Annotated in this window: 15 protein-coding genes; 4 read left to right on the forward strand and 11 right to left on the reverse strand. The window is 73.9% G+C overall.

Annotated elements, in window-relative coordinates; translation table 11 throughout:
* Positions 1–263: 263 nt before the first annotated feature.
* Positions 264–2,468, forward strand: coding sequence for an SF1B family DNA helicase RecD2 (gene recD2, locus ACZ6O2_RS23630; RefSeq protein WP_466024308.1), 2,205 nt, complete (start codon positions 264–266; stop codon positions 2,466–2,468).
* 169 nt (positions 2,469–2,637) lie between these two features.
* Here the strand turns inward: recD2 and ACZ6O2_RS23635 are convergent, their stop codons facing one another.
* Positions 2,638–3,213 (reverse strand): TetR/AcrR family transcriptional regulator, encoded by a 576-nt coding sequence (locus tag ACZ6O2_RS23635; protein WP_466024309.1) that lies wholly within the window; start codon positions 3,211–3,213, stop codon positions 2,638–2,640.
* 147 nt (positions 3,214–3,360) lie between these two features.
* Here ACZ6O2_RS23635 and ACZ6O2_RS23640 point away from each other — a divergent pair, with 147 nt between their 5' ends.
* Complete coding sequence (locus ACZ6O2_RS23640) at positions 3,361–4,041, forward strand: FMN-dependent NADH-azoreductase (protein WP_466024310.1); 681 nt, start codon at positions 3,361–3,363, stop codon at positions 4,039–4,041.
* Positions 4,038–4,358: a DMT family transporter gene (locus ACZ6O2_RS23645; RefSeq protein ID WP_466024311.1), complete on the forward strand. Its 321-nt coding sequence runs from the start codon at positions 4,038–4,040 to the stop codon at positions 4,356–4,358. The genes ACZ6O2_RS23640 and ACZ6O2_RS23645 overlap by 4 nt, the downstream gene beginning before the upstream one ends.
* Positions 4,359–4,401: 43 nt before the next feature.
* Here ACZ6O2_RS23645 and ACZ6O2_RS23650 read toward each other — a convergent pair whose 3' ends face one another.
* Genes ACZ6O2_RS23650 through ACZ6O2_RS23665 form a run of 4 tightly spaced genes read right to left on the reverse strand, consistent with a single transcriptional unit; the run spans position 4,402 to position 7,932 of the window.
* The gene (locus ACZ6O2_RS23650; RefSeq protein WP_466024312.1) at positions 4,402–5,133 is read right to left on the reverse strand and encodes an amidohydrolase family protein; all 732 of its coding nucleotides are present in this window, start codon (positions 5,131–5,133) and stop codon (positions 4,402–4,404) included.
* On the reverse strand, positions 5,130–5,870 hold the full coding sequence (locus ACZ6O2_RS23655) for an amidohydrolase family protein (RefSeq protein WP_466024313.1): 741 nt from the start codon (positions 5,868–5,870) through the stop codon (positions 5,130–5,132). The genes ACZ6O2_RS23650 and ACZ6O2_RS23655 overlap by 4 nt, the downstream gene beginning before the upstream one ends.
* On the reverse strand, positions 5,867–6,763 hold the full coding sequence (locus ACZ6O2_RS23660) for a dihydrodipicolinate synthase family protein (protein WP_466024314.1): 897 nt from the start codon (positions 6,761–6,763) through the stop codon (positions 5,867–5,869). Before ACZ6O2_RS23660 ends, ACZ6O2_RS23655 begins: the two co-directional genes overlap by 4 nt.
* Positions 6,760–7,932: a DegT/DnrJ/EryC1/StrS family aminotransferase gene (locus ACZ6O2_RS23665; protein WP_363708940.1), complete on the reverse strand. Its 1,173-nt coding sequence runs from the start codon at positions 7,930–7,932 to the stop codon at positions 6,760–6,762. Before ACZ6O2_RS23665 ends, ACZ6O2_RS23660 begins: the two co-directional genes overlap by 4 nt.
* Before the next feature lie 81 nt (positions 7,933–8,013).
* Between ACZ6O2_RS23665 and ACZ6O2_RS23670 the strand changes: the two genes are divergently transcribed.
* Positions 8,014–9,234, forward strand: a complete 1,221-nt coding sequence (locus ACZ6O2_RS23670) for a hypothetical protein (RefSeq protein WP_350711802.1) — start codon at positions 8,014–8,016, stop codon at positions 9,232–9,234.
* Between the two features lie 89 nt (positions 9,235–9,323).
* Here ACZ6O2_RS23670 and ACZ6O2_RS23675 read toward each other — a convergent pair whose 3' ends face one another.
* The 6 genes from ACZ6O2_RS23675 to ACZ6O2_RS23700 all read right to left on the reverse strand — a co-directional run bounded on the left by ACZ6O2_RS23675 (position 9,324) and on the right by ACZ6O2_RS23700 (position 15,240).
* Entirely contained in the window at positions 9,324–10,379 is a 1,056-nt protein-coding gene (locus ACZ6O2_RS23675) for a dihydrodipicolinate synthase family protein (RefSeq protein WP_350711801.1), read from the reverse strand.
* 8 nt (positions 10,380–10,387) lie between these two features.
* Complete coding sequence (locus ACZ6O2_RS23680) at positions 10,388–11,404, reverse strand: NAD-dependent epimerase/dehydratase family protein (protein WP_350711799.1); 1,017 nt, start codon at positions 11,402–11,404, stop codon at positions 10,388–10,390.
* Positions 11,405–11,497: 93 nt separating this feature from the next.
* Entirely contained in the window at positions 11,498–12,379 is an 882-nt protein-coding gene (locus ACZ6O2_RS23685) for a Gfo/Idh/MocA family protein (RefSeq protein ID WP_350711797.1), read from the reverse strand.
* Positions 12,380–12,434: 55 nt separating this feature from the next.
* A complete protein-coding gene (locus ACZ6O2_RS23690) occupies positions 12,435–13,439 on the reverse strand; it encodes a hydroxyacid dehydrogenase (protein ID WP_466024315.1) in 1,005 nt (334 codons plus the stop codon).
* Positions 13,436–14,338: a carbohydrate ABC transporter permease gene (locus tag ACZ6O2_RS23695; protein ID WP_350711793.1), complete on the reverse strand. Its 903-nt coding sequence runs from the start codon at positions 14,336–14,338 to the stop codon at positions 13,436–13,438. The genes ACZ6O2_RS23690 and ACZ6O2_RS23695 overlap by 4 nt, the downstream gene beginning before the upstream one ends.
* Positions 14,335–15,240, reverse strand: coding sequence for a carbohydrate ABC transporter permease (locus ACZ6O2_RS23700; RefSeq protein ID WP_466024316.1), 906 nt, complete (start codon positions 15,238–15,240; stop codon positions 14,335–14,337). Before ACZ6O2_RS23700 ends, ACZ6O2_RS23695 begins: the two co-directional genes overlap by 4 nt.
* Between the last annotated feature and the right edge of the window lie 95 nt (positions 15,241–15,335).

The raw sequence follows: 15,335 nt of genomic DNA on the forward strand, positions 1-15,335 counted from the left end.
GTGCCCCGCCACCCCACCCCCCCCCCCCCCCCCCCCCCCCCCCCCCCCCCCCCCCCCCCCCCCCCCCCCCCCCCCCCCCCCCCCCCCCCCCCCCCCCCCACCCCTGCCACCGAGGCAACCCGCGGTCGTGAGCCACCAACGGCCGACCGGGACCTCGATCGACGGCCGGTGCGACGGGTGCCGGCGTACCCGAATCGCCTGGTGGGTGGCTCCCACCAGGGACACGCGCGAGTGCCGAGCAGCACGCAGGGCAGGATGGGCGGGTGACTGCCCCCACTCGCCCGCCGTCGGCGGTGTTGGACGCGGTGCTCGAACGGTTGACCTACGTCAACGAGGAGACCGGCTACACCGTCGCCCGAGTCTCCACCGACCGCAGCGGCGACCTGCTCACCGTGGTCGGGGCGCTGCTGGGCGCCCAGCCCGGCGAGAGCCTGCGGCTGTCCGGCCGCTGGTCGTCGCACCCGCAGTACGGCCGGCAGTTCGAGGTCCACTCCTACACCACTGTCCTGCCGGCCACGATCCAGGGCATCCGGCGCTACCTCGGCTCCGGACTGGTCAAGGGCATCGGCCCGGTCTTCGCCGAGCGGATCGTCGCGCACTTCGGCCTCGACACCCTCCAGGTCATCGAGACCGAACCGAGCCGGCTGGTCGAGGTGCCCGGCCTGGGACCGAAGCGCACCGCCAAAATAACCGCGGCGTGGGAGGAGCAGAAGGCGATCAAGGAGGTGATGGTCTTCCTCCAGGGCGTCGGCGTGTCCACCTCGCTGGCCGTACGGATCTTCAAGCAGTACGGCGACGCCGCCATCACCGTGGTGAAGAACGAGCCGTACCGGCTGGCGGCCGACGTGTGGGGCATCGGGTTCAAGACCGCCGACACCATCGCCCAGGCCGTGGGAATCCCGCACGACAGCCCCCAGCGGGTCAAGGCCGGCCTCCAGTACACCCTCTCCGAGGCCACCGACAACGGGCACTGCTACCTGCCCGACGGTCAACTGGCCGTCGAGGCCACCAAGATCCTCAACGTGCCCGCCGACCTCGTCACCACCTGCCTCGACGAACTCGTCGGCGAGGAGGGGGTGGTCCGCGAGACCCTGCCCGGGCCGGACGGCGAGCCGACGGCGGCGGTGTACCTGGTGCCGTTGCACCGCGCCGAGCAGTCCCTGGCCGGGTCACTGCTGCGGCTGCTGCACCACCGCGCCGACCGGCTGCCCCACTTCACCGGCGTCGACTGGGGCAGGGCGCTGGCCTGGTTGAAGGCCCGCACCGGCACCGACCTCGCCCCGGAGCAGGAACAGGCGGTCCGGCTCGCCCTCACCGCCAAGGTCGCCGTGCTGACCGGCGGACCCGGCTGCGGCAAGAGCTTCACCGTCCGCTCGGTCGTCGAACTCGCCACCGCGAAGAAGGCGAAGGTCACCCTCGTCGCGCCGACCGGCCGCGCCGCGAAGCGGCTGTCGGAGCTGACCGGCCATCCCGCCGCCACCGTGCACCGGCTGCTCCAGCTACGCCCCGGCGGGGAGGCCAGCCACGACCGGGACAACCCCCTCGACGTCGACCTCCTCGTCGTCGACGAGGCGTCCATGCTCGACCTCGTCCTCGCCAACAAGCTCGTGAAGGCCGTCCCGCCCGGGGCGCACCTGCTGCTCGTCGGCGACGTCGACCAACTCCCCTCCGTCGGCGCCGGGGAGGTCCTGCGGGACCTGCTCGCCGCCCCGGCCATCCCCCGGGTCCGGCTGACCCAGATCTTCCGGCAGGCCGCGGAGTCCGGGGTCGTCACCAACGCCCACCGCATCAACGCCGGCACGCCGCCCCTGCTCCAGGGGCTCGGCGACTTCTTCCTGTTCGCCTGCGACGACACCGAGGCCGCCGCCGCCCTGACCGTCGACGTCGCCTGCACCCGCGTGCCCGCCCGCTTCGGCCTCGACCCGCGCCGCGACGTGCAGGTCCTCACCCCCATGCACCGCGGCCCCGCCGGCGCCGCGGCCCTGAACACGCTGCTCCAGCAGCGCCTCACCCCCGCCCGCGACGGGCAGCCCGAGCGCCGCGTGGGCGGGCGGGTGTTCCGCGTCGGCGACAAGGTCACCCAGATCCGCAACAACTACGACAAGGGCCAGGCCGGCGTCTTCAACGGCACCGTCGGCATCGTCACCGCCCTGAGCACCGAGGAGCAGACCCTCACCGTACGCACCGACGAGGACGAGGAGATCGACTACGACTTCGACGAACTCGACGAGCTGGCCCACGCGTACGCCATGACCATCCACCGCTCGCAGGGCTCCGAGTACCCCGCCGTCGTCATCCCCCTGACCACCAGCGCGTGGATGATGCTGCAACGCAACCTGCTCTACACCGCCGTCACCCGCGCCAAGCAGCTCGTCGTCCTGGTCGGCTCCCGCCGCGCGCTCGCCGCCGCCGTCCGCACGGTCGGCGCCGGGCGCCGCCACACCGCCCTCGACCACCGCCTCGCCTGACCTGCTCGATCCTCCCGACTGCCGACTCCTGGCCGGACACACCGGCATGGAGGAGGCGGCGATCTGGCAGTGGGGCGTCCTGGATCCTGCCTCCAGCGGCCTGTTCCTCATGCGGTCGCGCGGGCCCGCCCGTTTCCTTACCGCCGCCGACGACGTTTCGTGACGGACGTCAGTCCGGCAGGACGTACGCGAGGCGGGCGAGCGCCGACTTGATCTCGGGCACCGTTCGCCCCCGGTCGTGGCGCTGGTACCGGTACACCTCGGGGGCGAGCGGCGCGAGCAGGACGTCGGCGAGGGCGTCTTCCTGCCAGCCGGCGTCGCGGATCAGGGACATGACGAACGTCCGCCAGAAGCCGTAGGCCCCGGTGGCGAAGCGGGTGGCACCCAGTTCTGCGCCGAGGGCCAGCGGCAGGTGTCGTTCGAGCAGGTCGATCATGGAGTCGTAGAACGCCTCGAGGCGGCGGCGAGGCGATGCGCCCGGCCCGAGCGGCGGCGGGCCGGCGAGGATCTGCTGCTGCAACCGCTGCTCGTGCACGTCGAGGAGGGCGACAGCCACGGACGTGACGTCCGGGTAGCGGCGGTAGAGCGTCGCGCGGCCGACGCCGGCGGCGGTGGCCAGGTCCGTCATGGAGATCTGCGGGCCGCGCTCGGCGAACAGGCGCTCCGCGGCCGCGAGGATGCGTCGCCGGTTGGCTGCGGCGTCGGCCCGTTCCGCGGGGGCCGGGGCCAGAAGGTCATCCGCCATCCCGACAGCCTAACCGGACACCTCGTCCGGTTGCGACAGCCCCGCTCGCCCGAGCCGGCTAAATGGACACGGCGTCCACTTAGCTGCTAGCGTCGAGGCACAACCGGACACCCTGTCCGTTTCCTCCGACGAGTAGGGACGAGAGTCATGGCCCACCTGCTGCACCTGGACGCCAGCGCCCGTCGGGCATCACACTCCCGCATGTTGAGCGGGGCGTTCGCCGACGAGTGGCGGGCCACCCACCCGACGGGGACCTACACCTACCGCGATCTCGCCGCCGACCCCGTGCCCGTCATCGGCGAGGCGTGGACCGAGATCTGCGACTACGCGCTGCGGCACGCCATCACCGAACCCGGCCGCCTCGCCGAGGGGGTGCGGACCCCGGCTCAGCGGGAGGCATGGGCGGTGGTGGAGCCGTTGCTCACCGAACTGGTCTCCGCCGACGTGCTGCTCATCGGCGCGCCCATGTACAACTTCTCGATCCCGGCGAGCCTCAAGCTGTGGATCGACCAGGTGACGTTCCCGCGCGCCAGGCTGAACCTCAAGGTCGTCGTCACCGGCGCGCGAGGCGGTTCCTACGCCCCCGGCACCCCGCGCGAGCCCGTCGACCACCAGGAGCGTTACCTGCGGGACTTCTTCCTCGGCCACTTCCAGGTCGACGACGTCACCGTCATCAACACCGAGTTCGTCAACTCCGTCGTGGACCCGACGCTGAAGCGGTGGCGCGAGTCCTACCACAGGTCGTACGCCGATGCCCGGCAGGCGGCGGTCGACGTGGCCCGCGCCGTCGCCGCCGGGGCCCTGGCACCCTCGGTAGCGCAGGCATGAGCTGGCTCGTCCTGGCGCTCGCCGGCCTGGTCGAGATCATCTGGTCGCAGACGATCAAGCCGACGCAGAACTTCACCAGGCCGGCGCCGACCCTGCTCTGCTTCGCGCTCGGAGCCGCCGCCGTCTACCTGCTCTCCCGGGCGATGCAGGACCTGCCGGTCGGCACGGCCTACGCCGTGTTCACCGGCATCGGCGCGATCGGCGCGATCTCGCTGGGCATCGTCGTGCACAAGGATCCGGTCGGTGCCGGCCGCTTCGCCGCACTGGCCCTGATCGTCTGCGGCATCGTGCTGGCCCGGGTCACCGACCCGGACTGAGCGCGGCGAGCAGGTTGCCGCCGTCCTCCAAACAGAGCCGACGTCAGCACACGTCGAGGCGGAACAACTCGGCGGCATTGCGCCAGGCGACCCGCTCGGCCAGTTCCGCGTCGAGGTCGGCGGCGAGCACCGCCCCGAAGGCCGCCGCGGGGTCGATGAGCGTGGCGTCGGTGCCGAAGAGCAGCCGACGCGGGTCGACCGCCGCCGCCACGGCGGCGAACCGGCCCGCCTCGGTGTGCGAGAAGCACGGCTCCAGCCAGAGCCGGTCGACCGAGTTGGCCGCCTCGACGGCGTGCCGCCAGCCGTTCGCGCCCATGTGCCCGGCGATGGCGCGCAGCCCGGGGATGTCCGCGACAGCCTGGGCCAGGTCGAGCGGCGTCGCGTCCCAGGTGTGCACGAGGGCGGGCAGGTCGTGCGCGGCGACGAGTTCCAGCGCCGCGCGGGCCTGCGGGGAGTCCGCCGGGGAGCCGGTGTAGTCGGTGTGGATCTTCACGCCGACGAACCGGCCGGTGGGGAGCAGTTCGCGCAGGTCCCGTTCGGCGTCGTCGAGGCGGCGCGGGTTGATCGTCAGGTAGCCGAGCAGGCGGTCGTTGGTCTCCAGGACCCGGGCCATCGCCCGGTTGCCGGCGGCGGCGTCGTAGATGACCGCCTCGGTGGCGGAGACGACGGCGAGGTCGATGCCGTAGCGGTCCATCACCGCGAGGTTGGTGGCGACCGCCTCGACGTCCATGCTGAAGAACCAGGGCCCCCAGTGGGCGTGCACGTCGATGATCATTCCTGGCCCTCCAGGATCCGGCGGGCGTTGCCGCCCGCCACGGCGGCCACCTCGGCCGGCCCGAGGCCGCCGCGGGCCAGCCGCAGTCGCGGCACGACCGGCTCGTAGAACGGGGTGCGGGAGCCGTAGAGCAGCCGCCCGATGCCGACGTGGGCGACGACGGTCTCCAGCGCGTCGGGCGAGTTGAGCAGCCGGGTGGAGGTGTGGAAGCCGGGCTCGTCGCGGGCCGCCACCACGAAGTCGCCCAGGTGGTAGAAGTGCGTGTCCAGGAAGACCACGGTCGCGCCGCGCAGCGGCCGCCAGAACCGGCGGACGTCCCCGCCGGTCAGGATGACCAGGCCGGCCTCGGCGGCCCGGCGGGCGACGTGCCGCACGGACGGGAAGTCCGGCTCGACGCGCTGCTCGTCGGGGAAGAGCCGCACCGCCCGGAAGCCGCGCTCGGCGAGCCGGACGACCTCCCGCTCCGCGCCGAGCGGGTCACGCAGGTCGAGCGCGCCGACGGGCAGCACGGTGGGGCCGGCCAGGGCGGCGGCCTCGTCGTTGCCGCTGGGCATGTCGAACAGCGCCGCCCGGAGGCTGGCCACGGCCGCCCGCACGATGCCGTTCGCGCCGAGGGTGGCCGCGACGTCGCGGGGGTCGCCGGTGGGGCCCGGCCGGTCGGCGTACCGGCCGACGAGGACGTCGACGTCGAAGGTGACCGGGGGCAGGTCGGCCGCGACGAACGGGTTGCCGCTCACCGCTGCCTCGCCACCGCGAGCACGCCGTCCCGATCGCCGTCCGGCAGCGCCGGAGCGTACGGGTCGACCGCGTGGGAGGCGGGGATCCGCCCCTCGTCGGCGGCGATCTGGAGCATGCGGTGCACGTACCCCTCCATCGGGTCGGTGAAGGTGACCTCGGCGAGCCGGTCGAGCCGGGCGGAGGCGGCGACGAAGTCGTCGTGCTTCCCGTCGGCGTACGCCCGCAGCACGGCGGCGGTGACCGGCACGGCCGCGGCGGCGAGGCCGACCAGGGCGGCCTGCGCGCCCCACATCAGCGACGGCCCGAACATCCGGTCCTCGCCGGTGACCGCCAGCCGGTCGGCCCGGTGCGCGGCGGCCAGGGCGGCCTGGCAGGCGAGCGCGTCGTGCAGCCGGGCCACCTTCACCCCGGCGACGCCCGGGTGCTCGAGCAGGGCGGCCAGCCGCGACGCGGAGTACGGCCGGGTGTAGAGGTCGAAGGCGAGCATCGGCAGGCCGGCGGCCTGCCAGACGGCGTCGTGGTGGGCGACCGCGTCGCCGTCGACGGGAAAGACCAGGACGCCGGCGGCGCCGAGGTCGGCGGCCCGGGCGGCCTGCGCGGCGACCTCGACGGTGCGCTCCCCCGGCCGGCCGCCCACCCCGACGACCACCGGCACCCCGGTGCCGACGGCGTGGCGCACGACCAGGTCGCGGGTCGCCCGGTCGAGGTAGGGGCCGCGGCCGGTGTGGGCGCACACGGCGAGGGCGTCCGCGCCGTCGACGACCAGGCCGCGCAGGTAGCGGTCGAGCACCGCGGCGTCGACCGTCCGGTCGGCGTCCATCGGCGTGGCGGTGGCGGCGACGAGTCGCCAGCGCAGCCGGTCGCGCAGCGCGGCGGCGGCCGGCGCGATCACGGGGTCACCGCCGCCCGGACCGCCCGGGCGATCTCGTCGACGTGCGCGTCGGTGTACCGCTCGTTCCAGTCGATCACCAGCAGGGTCTCCGCGATGAGCCGCTCGGCGACCGGGAACGCGCCGGGCCCGTAGGCCGGCAGCCGGTCGGCCGGCGGCACGGTCAGCGGGAAGCGGGAGGTGCCGTAGACGGGGGCCTCGGTCAGCGCCGGGGCGCAGTGCAGCGGCTGCTGGAGGTAGCCGGCGCGGGCGGGGATCCCGGCGGCGGCCAGTTTCCCGGCCACCTCGTGGTTGGTCAGCGGCGGGTCGAGCACGACGGGGAACAGCCACCAGGCGTGCGCGTCGAGGTCCGCCGGCAGGCGCACGCCGGGCAGGTCGGCCAGCGCGGCGGCCAGTCGGCGGGCGGTGCGCCGCCGGTCGGCCAGCACCCCGGGCAGCTTCGCCAGCTGGGCGCGGGCGACGGCGCCGGCCAGCTCGGTCATCCGGTAGTTCAGGCCGAGGCTCACGTGCCGGCGGGCCTCGTCGCGGGGCCAGCCCTTGTCGGCGAAGAGCCGCATCCGGCGGGCCAGCACGGCGTCGTCGGTCACGGTCAGGCCGCCGTCGCCGCAGGTGATGTGCTTCCACTGCTGGAGGCTGAAGCAGCCGATCGCGCCGGCCGTGCCGGCGAGGGTGCCGTCCGGGTAGCGGGTGAGCCAGGCCTGGGCGCAGTCCTCGATCAGCGGCACGCCGGCGGAGTCGGCGACCTCCCGCAGGTCGGCGGCCGCGCCGAACAGGTGCACCCCGAGGATCGCCCGGGTGCGCGGCCCGATCGCGGCGGCGACCGCCGCCGGGTCGAGGTTGCCGGTGTACGGATCGACGTCGGCGAACACGGGCACGGCGTTCTGGGCGAGAATGGGCGCGACCGTGCCGAAGTCGCTGATCGGAGACGTGATGATCTCGTCGCCCGGGTCCGGCGCGACAGCCGCGACGGCCAGGTGCAGCGCTGCGGTCCCCGAACTGGCGGCCACGGCGTGCGACACTCCGTGGAGGTCGGCCATCTCGCGCTCCAGGGCGCGGACCTCCGTGCCCCAGACCGAGCTGAGCATGCCCGACTGGAGCACCCGGCTGACGGCGGCCAGCTCCTCCGCACCGATCGTCCGGCCGCCGGCGTCGGCCATGCTGGGGAACGACACGCACCCTCCCAGGGCTACAGTAATACCGGGCCTGACCGTAATCTTGTGCTGCGAACAATGCAACCCTGACAGGAGGCAGCGGTGACCATTGAGATCGGGGTCGTCGGTCCGCACGACCTGGTCGACGACGTGGCCGCCACCTGCGAGGAGCAGCCCGGCGTCACCGCCCGGCGGCTGCACTACGACCACGAGTCGCAGGCACCGGCGATCGTCGAGGCGCACGCCGGCCAGGTCGAGGCGTGGCTGTTCACCGGCGTCGTGCCGTACACCCTCGCCCGGGAGGCGAACCTGCTGCACCGGCCGGCGGTCTTCGTCGACTACACGGGCGCGACCCTGCTCCAGGCCGCCGTGCGGCTGCTGCGCGACGGCCGCGACGTCACCCGCATGTCGATCGACACCGTCACCGGCGCCGACGTCGCCGGCACCTTCGGCGAGGCCGACCTGCCCGCGGACCGGGTCCGGTCGCTGCCCTACCGCAGCGGCCTGAGTTCCGACGACGTGGTCGCCTTCCATCGCCGGCAGCGCAAGGCCGGCGCGGACGTCGCCGTCACCTGCATCAGCTCGGTGTACGAGGTGCTGCGCCACGAGATGCCGGCGTTCCGCCTCGCCCCGTCGAACCACTCGGTGCGCGCCGCGCTGCGCCAGCTCCTGCTGCACGTCGGCAGCCAGGCCCAGGAGGACGCCCAGATCGCGCTCGGGCTGGCCAACCTGTCCGACGGCGACGACGGGCTGCTCAAGGAGGTGGCCGGGCTCGGCGGCACCGTCGCGCGCTTCGCCCCCGACACGTACCTCATCGTCACCACCCGCGGGCCGCTGCACGACGCCACCGGCGGCTTCACGGCGCTGCCGATGCTGCGCCGGCTGGCCGACCGGCACGAGACCGTGCAGATCGGGTTCGGGCTGGGCCGCAGCGCCGCCGAGGCGGAGAACCTGGCACGCCGCGCGCTGAGCCGGGCCCGCCGGGTCGGCCCCACCACGGCCGTGCTGTCGCTGCGCGGCGAGACCGACATCGTGCTGGAGTCCACCACGCCGGCCCCGCCGCCGGCGGAGGTGAACCTGGCGGTCATCGCCCAACGGGTCGGCCTCTCCGTGCCCACCCTGCTGCGGCTGCGTGAGGTGCGCACGACGGTCGGCGACGAGCCGCTGACCAGCCGGGAGGTCGCCGACCAACTGCGGGTGCAGCAGCGCACCGCGCGGCGCATGCTGCACCGCCTGGAGCTGGCCGGCCTGGCCGAGCGGACCGGCAACCTCGCCTCCGGCACCAGCGGTCGCCCGCTGACCCTCTACCGCCTGACCCTCTGACGGCCCGCCCGCCCCCGTCCCGGGCGGGCCCGAGGTCGGCGGCGGGGACGGTGTCCCGCGCCGCCGACCTCCCTACCGCGTCGCTCCGGTCAGGAGAGCCAGGTGTCGAGGTGCTCGGCGACGAAGTCGTCGTCGCGCAGGTGCGGGTACGCCCGGTGCACCCGGTCCAGCTCGGCCATCTGCCCCGGCGACAGCTCCTCGGCCGGGTCCAGGCACCAGCGGCCGGCCAGCAGGCCCTGCCGGCGCAGCACCTCGTGGATGCCGGGGATGCAGCCGTGGTAGCCGTTGGCGGAGTCGAAGATGGCGGCGTTGGCGTCGGTCAGGTGACCGTCGAGGGTGAGCAGCCGGCGCAGCGCGGCGTCGTCGCCGGCGCGGGCCCGGTGGGCCTCGTCGAGCAGGGTCACCGCGGTGTTCGCCCAGACCGCCCACTGGCCGAGCAGCCCGCCGACGAACTCCACCTCGACGGCCCGGCCGTCCACGACGACCCGGTGCGGCGCCACGAGGTCGGCCAGGATGTGGTCGTCGTTGCCGGTGTAGAGGGCCAGGTCGCCGTTGCGGCCGGCCGCGACCACGCCGTGCAGCACGTCCAGGGTGCGGTAGCGGTCGAAGGGCGCCACCTTGATCCCGACCACCGACTCGAGGGCGGCCAGCCGGGCCCAGAAGCCCCGGGACAGCTCGCGCCCGCCGACGGCCGGCTGCAGGTAGAAGCCGATCACCGGCAGCACCTCGCCGACCGCGCGGGCCCGCTCGACGAGGGCGTCCTCGTCCAGCGGCGCGTACGGCGACAGCAGCACCATGTCGTAGCCGAGCGAGGCGGCCAGCTCCGCCTCGGCGACCGCCTGGGCGGTGTCCCCGCAGGCGCCGGCGACCAGGATCGCGTCCGAGCCGGCCGCGGTCTCGGCGGCCAACTCCAGCACGGGGGCGAGCAGCCCGACCTTCGGGTCGTGGATGGCGAACTGGGTGGTGTGCACCCCGACGGCGACGCCCCCCGCGCCGGAGGCCAGGTAGTAGCGGGTCAACGCCCGCTGCCGGCGCTCGTCGAGCTTGCGGTCGGCGTCCAGGGCCAGCGGGTGCGCGGGGATGGCGCAGCCGCGCTGGAACCGGGCCAGGGCCGAGGTCTGTCGGGTGCTCGATGCGGTCAACACGGTCTCTCCTAGAAGTTGCCGTCGCGGCGCTGGAATCCGGTCGGCTTGCCGAGCAGGGGTTGGCCGTCGGCGACCCAGTCCGCCGTCAGGTCGATCAGCTCGGCGACCGGCACGTCGGGGTAGCCGAAGAGCCGGTGGCAGAGCTGGGCGTTGGACAGCAGCGCGGTCGGCGCCTCGGTGCCGGTGAAGACCGGCTCACGGCCCAGCCGGGCGGCGAGCGCGGTGGCGACCTGACGGACCGAGACCAGCTCCGGCCCGGTCAGGTTCAACACGAACGGCGGTGTCCGCGTGTGGTGCAGGGCGCGCAGCGTGACCTCGTTGGCGTAGCCCTGCCAGACGATGTTGGCGTGCCCCATGGTGAGGTCCACGGGCTCGCCGGCGTGCACGGCGCGGGCGACGTCGACGAGGACGCCGTAGCGCATCTCGACGGCGTAGTTGAGCCGGATCAGGGCCAGCGGGGTCTCGTCGCGCAGCGCGAAGTGGGTGAGGATGCGCTCGCGGCCCAGGCAGGACATGGCGTACTCGCCGACCGGCTGGACCGGGGTCTGCTCGACGCAGCCGCCGGAGGTCACCGGGACCAGCGGGTAGACGTTGCCGGTGCTCAGCGCCACCAGGCGGGACCCGGCGAAGCGCTGGGCGATCCGCCCGGGCAGGAAGGTGTTGGTGGCCCAGGTGGCGTGCTCCCGGCCCGAGGTGCCGAACTTCGCCCCGACCAGGAAGACCACGTTGGGCGCGTCGGGCAGCGCGGCCAACGCGGCGTCGTCGGTGACGTCCGCCTCGACCACCACCGCGCCCTCGTCGCGCAGGGCGTCGGCCAGCCCCGCCTCCGAGAAGCGGGACACGGCGATGACCTTGGCGCCGGTGCCCGCCGCCGCCACGCCCCGCAGCGCCAGCCGCACGAGGCTCGGCCCCAGCTTGCCGCCCGCCCCGAGGATCAGGATGTCCCCGTCGAGCTTTCGCAGATCGTCCACCAGGACGTCCCGCGGGCGCGAGAGCCGCTCCTCCAGGTCCGCAACCGTACGCATGCCACCACACCCCTTCCGAAGTAACGGTCATGACCGTAACCTCCGGCCGGAGGGGCGTCAAGGCACCCGACGCGTGGATCGGGTCGGCGATCGTCAGGCCACGGCGCGCGCCGAGGTGAGAACGTCCAGGACGGCGCGCGTCTGCGCCCACGGCACCGGGCTCGGGGCGCCCCGGACCATGCCGACGAACGCGTCGATGGTGGCCCGGTAGCCCAACTCGTCGGCCCCGCCGCGCAGCACCACCCGGCGCTCCCCCGCGGCGGTGTGCACGGTGACCTCGTACGCCTCGCCCTCGCTGACCCCGAGCACCTCCACCGTGCCGGGCACCCCGTCGTCCCACTGCACGGCCAGCAGCCCCGTGTCCTCCGAGCGCAGGCCCCGGTGCCGGCGCACGGTGCCGGCGGCCCCCACCAGCCGCACCGCCGGCCCGAGCAGCGCGACCAGCAACTCCACCCCGTGCAGGCCCATCATGACCAGGGTGCCCCCGCCGACCGCCGGGTCGTCCTGCCACGGGTTGTAGCCGGTGGCCCAGATCCCGACGTCGTGCCGGACCGTGGCGCGCACCGACAGCACCTCGTCGCGCGGCACGTCGAACGCGACGAACTCCGGCGCGAAGCGCAGCACCGAGGAGGAGAGCACCAGCTCCGGGGCCCGCGCCACGACCCGTTCCAACCGGTCGAGCTGCCCGACGGTCGCGGCGGCCGGCTTGTTGACGAAGCACGGCAGCTTGCGCTCCAGCACCTGCGCCAACGCCTCCGGCACGTCGGAGGTGGGGACGGTGAGGACCACGCCGTCCGGGCCGGTCGCCAGCAGCGCCGCCAGGTCCGGCGCGACCGCCGCGTCCGGCTGCTCGGCCCGGAACCGCGCCAGCCGCTGCGGGTCGGGCTCCCACACCACGAGCTCCGCGTCGTCACGCAGGGTGCGGGCGTCGGTGTAGGGGTGACTGGTGGCCAGTCCGGCGAGGGCGATGCGCATGAGCGCAGAGGCTACTCATCCGGGCTGCCGCCGCGCCAGGGCAGGTCAGCCGCGCTCAGCCCGTGCGGTCGAGGTGCTCCGGTCGCACCTCGTGGCGCAGCTGCTCCCCGCGTAGGAACCGGTCGATCTCGGCGACGACGATGTCGGCGGCCCGCCGCCGCGACCCGACCGTCCCGGCCGCCTCGTGCGGGGTCAGCAGCACGTTCGGCAGCCGCCGGAACGGATGGTCCACCGGCAGTGGCTCGGCGTCGAACACGTCCAGCGCGGCGTCGATCCGCCCGGAGCGCAGCACGGCCAGCAGCGCGGCCTCGTCGACCAGCGCCGAACGGGCGGTGTTGACCAGCAGCGCGCCGTCGGGCATCAGGGCCAGCTCGCGCGCGCCGACCATCCCGACGGTCTCCGGCAGCACCGGCGCGTGCAGGGACACCACGAGGCTGCGGGCGAGCAGGTCGTCGAGCGCGACCCGCTCGACCCCGAGCGTCGCGGCCTCGGCGTCGGACAGGTACGGGTCGGCCACCAGCACCCGCGCCCCGAGCGCCCGCACCAGGCCGAGGTACGCCCGACCGGTGCGGGACGCCCCGACGACCCCGACCGCCGCCCCGCGCAGCTCCCGCCGGGGCGGCGCCGCCTTCGCGGTCGCCCAGTCGACCCCGGTCCGCAGCGCGTGGTCGAAGCGGTGCAGCTGGTGCAGCAGGGCGAGGGTCAGCGCGAGCGCCTGCTCCCCCACCGCGTACGCCATCGCCTCGCCGGCCTGGCTGACGCGGACGCCCCGGGCGAAGCTGGCGGGGGTGACGAAGGGTTTGACGCTGGCCCCGGTGTGCGCGAGCAGCCGCAGCCGGGGCGCGGCGGCGAGCACCGCCGCCGACAGCGGCGCGGTGCCCCAGCCGGTGACCACCACGTCGGCGTCGGCGAGCAGCCGGGCGAGCGTGGTCTCGTCGCCGACGTCGGCGCCGTCGGCCGGCAGCCGCACCTCCCCCAGCCGGCCCAGCGCCGCCCAGGCGTCGGCGTCGAAGAACAGCTCGCGGACCTCCGGCGAGGCCGCCACCGCGATGACGCTCATCCCTTGATGCCCGTCGTGGCGACGCCCTCCTGGAAGTAGCGCTGTCCGATCAGGTACGCCATGAAGATCGGCACGAACGCCACGACCGACCCGGCGAGGAGCATGTTCAACGCCACGTTCTCCTGCTGGAGCGAGGCGATGCCGGTGGTGAGGGTACGCATGTCGAGGCTCTGCCCGACGATGAGCGGCCACAGGAAGTCGTTCCAGTGCCACAGGAAGACGAAGACGCCGAGCGTGGCGAGGATCGGCTTGATCAGCGGCAGCACGATCGAGACGTACACCCGCCACTCGGAGCAGCCGTCGAGGCGGGCCGCCTCGAACAGCGAGTCGGGCAGCGAGGCGATGAACTGCCGCATCAGGAACACCGCCTGGGCGTTGGCCAGGGTCGGCACGATCATGCCCCAGTACGTGTCCACGCCGTTCATCTCGGAGATGATGATGAACGTCGGGATCATCGTGACGTGGAACGGCACCATCAGCATCGCCAGGAACGACCAGAACATGGTCTCCTTGCCCGGGAACCGCTTCTTGGCGAAGGCGTAGCCGGCCATCGAGGCGAACAGCAGCACGCCGACCACCGACACCACCGAGTAGATGATGGTGTTCCACATCCAGCGCAGCACGCTCTTGGCGCCGACCACCTGGTCGTACGCCTCGGTGGAGAACGGCCAGGGCAGCAGGCTGTCCGGGAACGTGACCGGCCCGGTCGGCTTGAACGACAGCACGACCATCGCGTAGAAGGGGAAGAGCGTGACCGCCGCGCCGACCACCAGCAGCGTGGTGCGGCCGACCACCCAGCCCTTGCCGGCGCGGCCGGGCCGGTACGCCCGCCGGGCGCCCTTGGGCGACGCCGGCGGGGTGGGGACGGCGGTTGCCGGTGGCGTGATCGTGTCCGTCATTCTTCCCTCCCGAGGGTCAGCCGCTGGATCAGCGCCACGATGATCGTCAGCACGAACAGCGCGACCCCGACGGCGCTGGCGTAGCCCAGGTCGAAGTACTTGAAGCCCTGGTCGTAGAGCAGGTAGACCAGGCTGTAGCTGGACCGCACGGGGCCGCCGCCGGTCATCACGTAGACCAGGTCGAAGACCTGGAACGACACGGTGGTCTCGATGATGGCGACGAAGAACAGGGCGGGCCGCAGCTGGGGCAGCGTCACGTACCGGAAGCGCTGCCACGCCGACGCGCCGTCGGTCAGCGCCGCCTCCTCCAGCTCCGCCGGGATGTCCTGCATCCGGGCGAGCAGGATCAGCATGCCGTAGCCGAAGCGGGACCAGACCGAGACCAGCACCAGCGCGGGGACCACCAGCACGCTGTCGGCGAGCCAGGAGCCGGCCGGCAGGCCGATCGCGCCCATGGCCCGCGACCACGGCCCGTCCTCGGCGAAGACCCAGGCGAAGACCACGCCGGCGAGGACCAGGCTGGTCACCACCGGCAGGAAGAAAATGGACCGGAAGAGCTTCGCGCCGCGGAAGGCGCGGCGGGTCAGCAGCGCCATGCCGAGGGAGGCCAGCATCGACAGCGGCACGGACAGCACGGTGAACAGGACCGTGACGCGCAGCGCCGTCCAGAACGTGGGATCGTCGACGAGCCGGCGGAAGTTCTCCAGCCCGACGAAGCTCGTCTCGCCACCGATGGTGTAGTCGGTGAAGCCCAGGGCCACCCCGGCGATCGCCGGCCCGAACCGGAAGACGACGAAGAGCAGCAGGAACGGCAGGACGAACAGCAGCGCCGTGCCGGCCTCGCGGGCGGAGGGGCGGCGCACGCGTATGCGCGGGCGGCGGGTCCCCGGTAGTGCAACCATCTGACAACCTTTCTCGGCGGCTCGGGGGGGGGGGGGGGGGGGACCCCCGGGAAACGCGAGACACACCGCCAAACAGGAGGGGGGGAGTTTCTGTC

Source organism: Micromonospora sp. NPDC048040, from assembly GCF_055587185.1.

What these genes read in the sequence shown, in the direction of transcription:
- ACZ6O2_RS23645 (WP_466024311.1), top strand. Translation starts at nt 4,038, where the DNA reads ATGAGCTGGCTCGTCCTGGCGCTCGCCGGCCTGGTCGAGATCATCTGG.
- ACZ6O2_RS23700 (WP_466024316.1), bottom strand. Translation starts at nt 15,240, where the DNA reads ATGGTTGCACTACCGGGGACCCGCCGCCCGCGCATACGCGTGCGCCGC.
- ACZ6O2_RS23635 (WP_466024309.1), bottom strand. Translation starts at nt 3,213, where the DNA reads ATGGCGGATGACCTTCTGGCCCCGGCCCCCGCGGAACGGGCCGACGCC.
- ACZ6O2_RS23695 (WP_350711793.1), bottom strand. Translation starts at nt 14,338, where the DNA reads ATGACGGACACGATCACGCCACCGGCAACCGCCGTCCCCACCCCGCCG.
- ACZ6O2_RS23685 (WP_350711797.1), bottom strand. Translation starts at nt 12,379, where the DNA reads ATGCGCATCGCCCTCGCCGGACTGGCCACCAGTCACCCCTACACCGAC.
- ACZ6O2_RS23690 (WP_466024315.1), bottom strand. Translation starts at nt 13,439, where the DNA reads ATGAGCGTCATCGCGGTGGCGGCCTCGCCGGAGGTCCGCGAGCTGTTC.
- ACZ6O2_RS23640 (WP_466024310.1), top strand. Translation starts at nt 3,361, where the DNA reads ATGGCCCACCTGCTGCACCTGGACGCCAGCGCCCGTCGGGCATCACAC.
- ACZ6O2_RS23650 (WP_466024312.1), bottom strand. Translation starts at nt 5,133, where the DNA reads ATGATCATCGACGTGCACGCCCACTGGGGGCCCTGGTTCTTCAGCATG.
- ACZ6O2_RS23680 (WP_350711799.1), bottom strand. Translation starts at nt 11,404, where the DNA reads ATGCGTACGGTTGCGGACCTGGAGGAGCGGCTCTCGCGCCCGCGGGAC.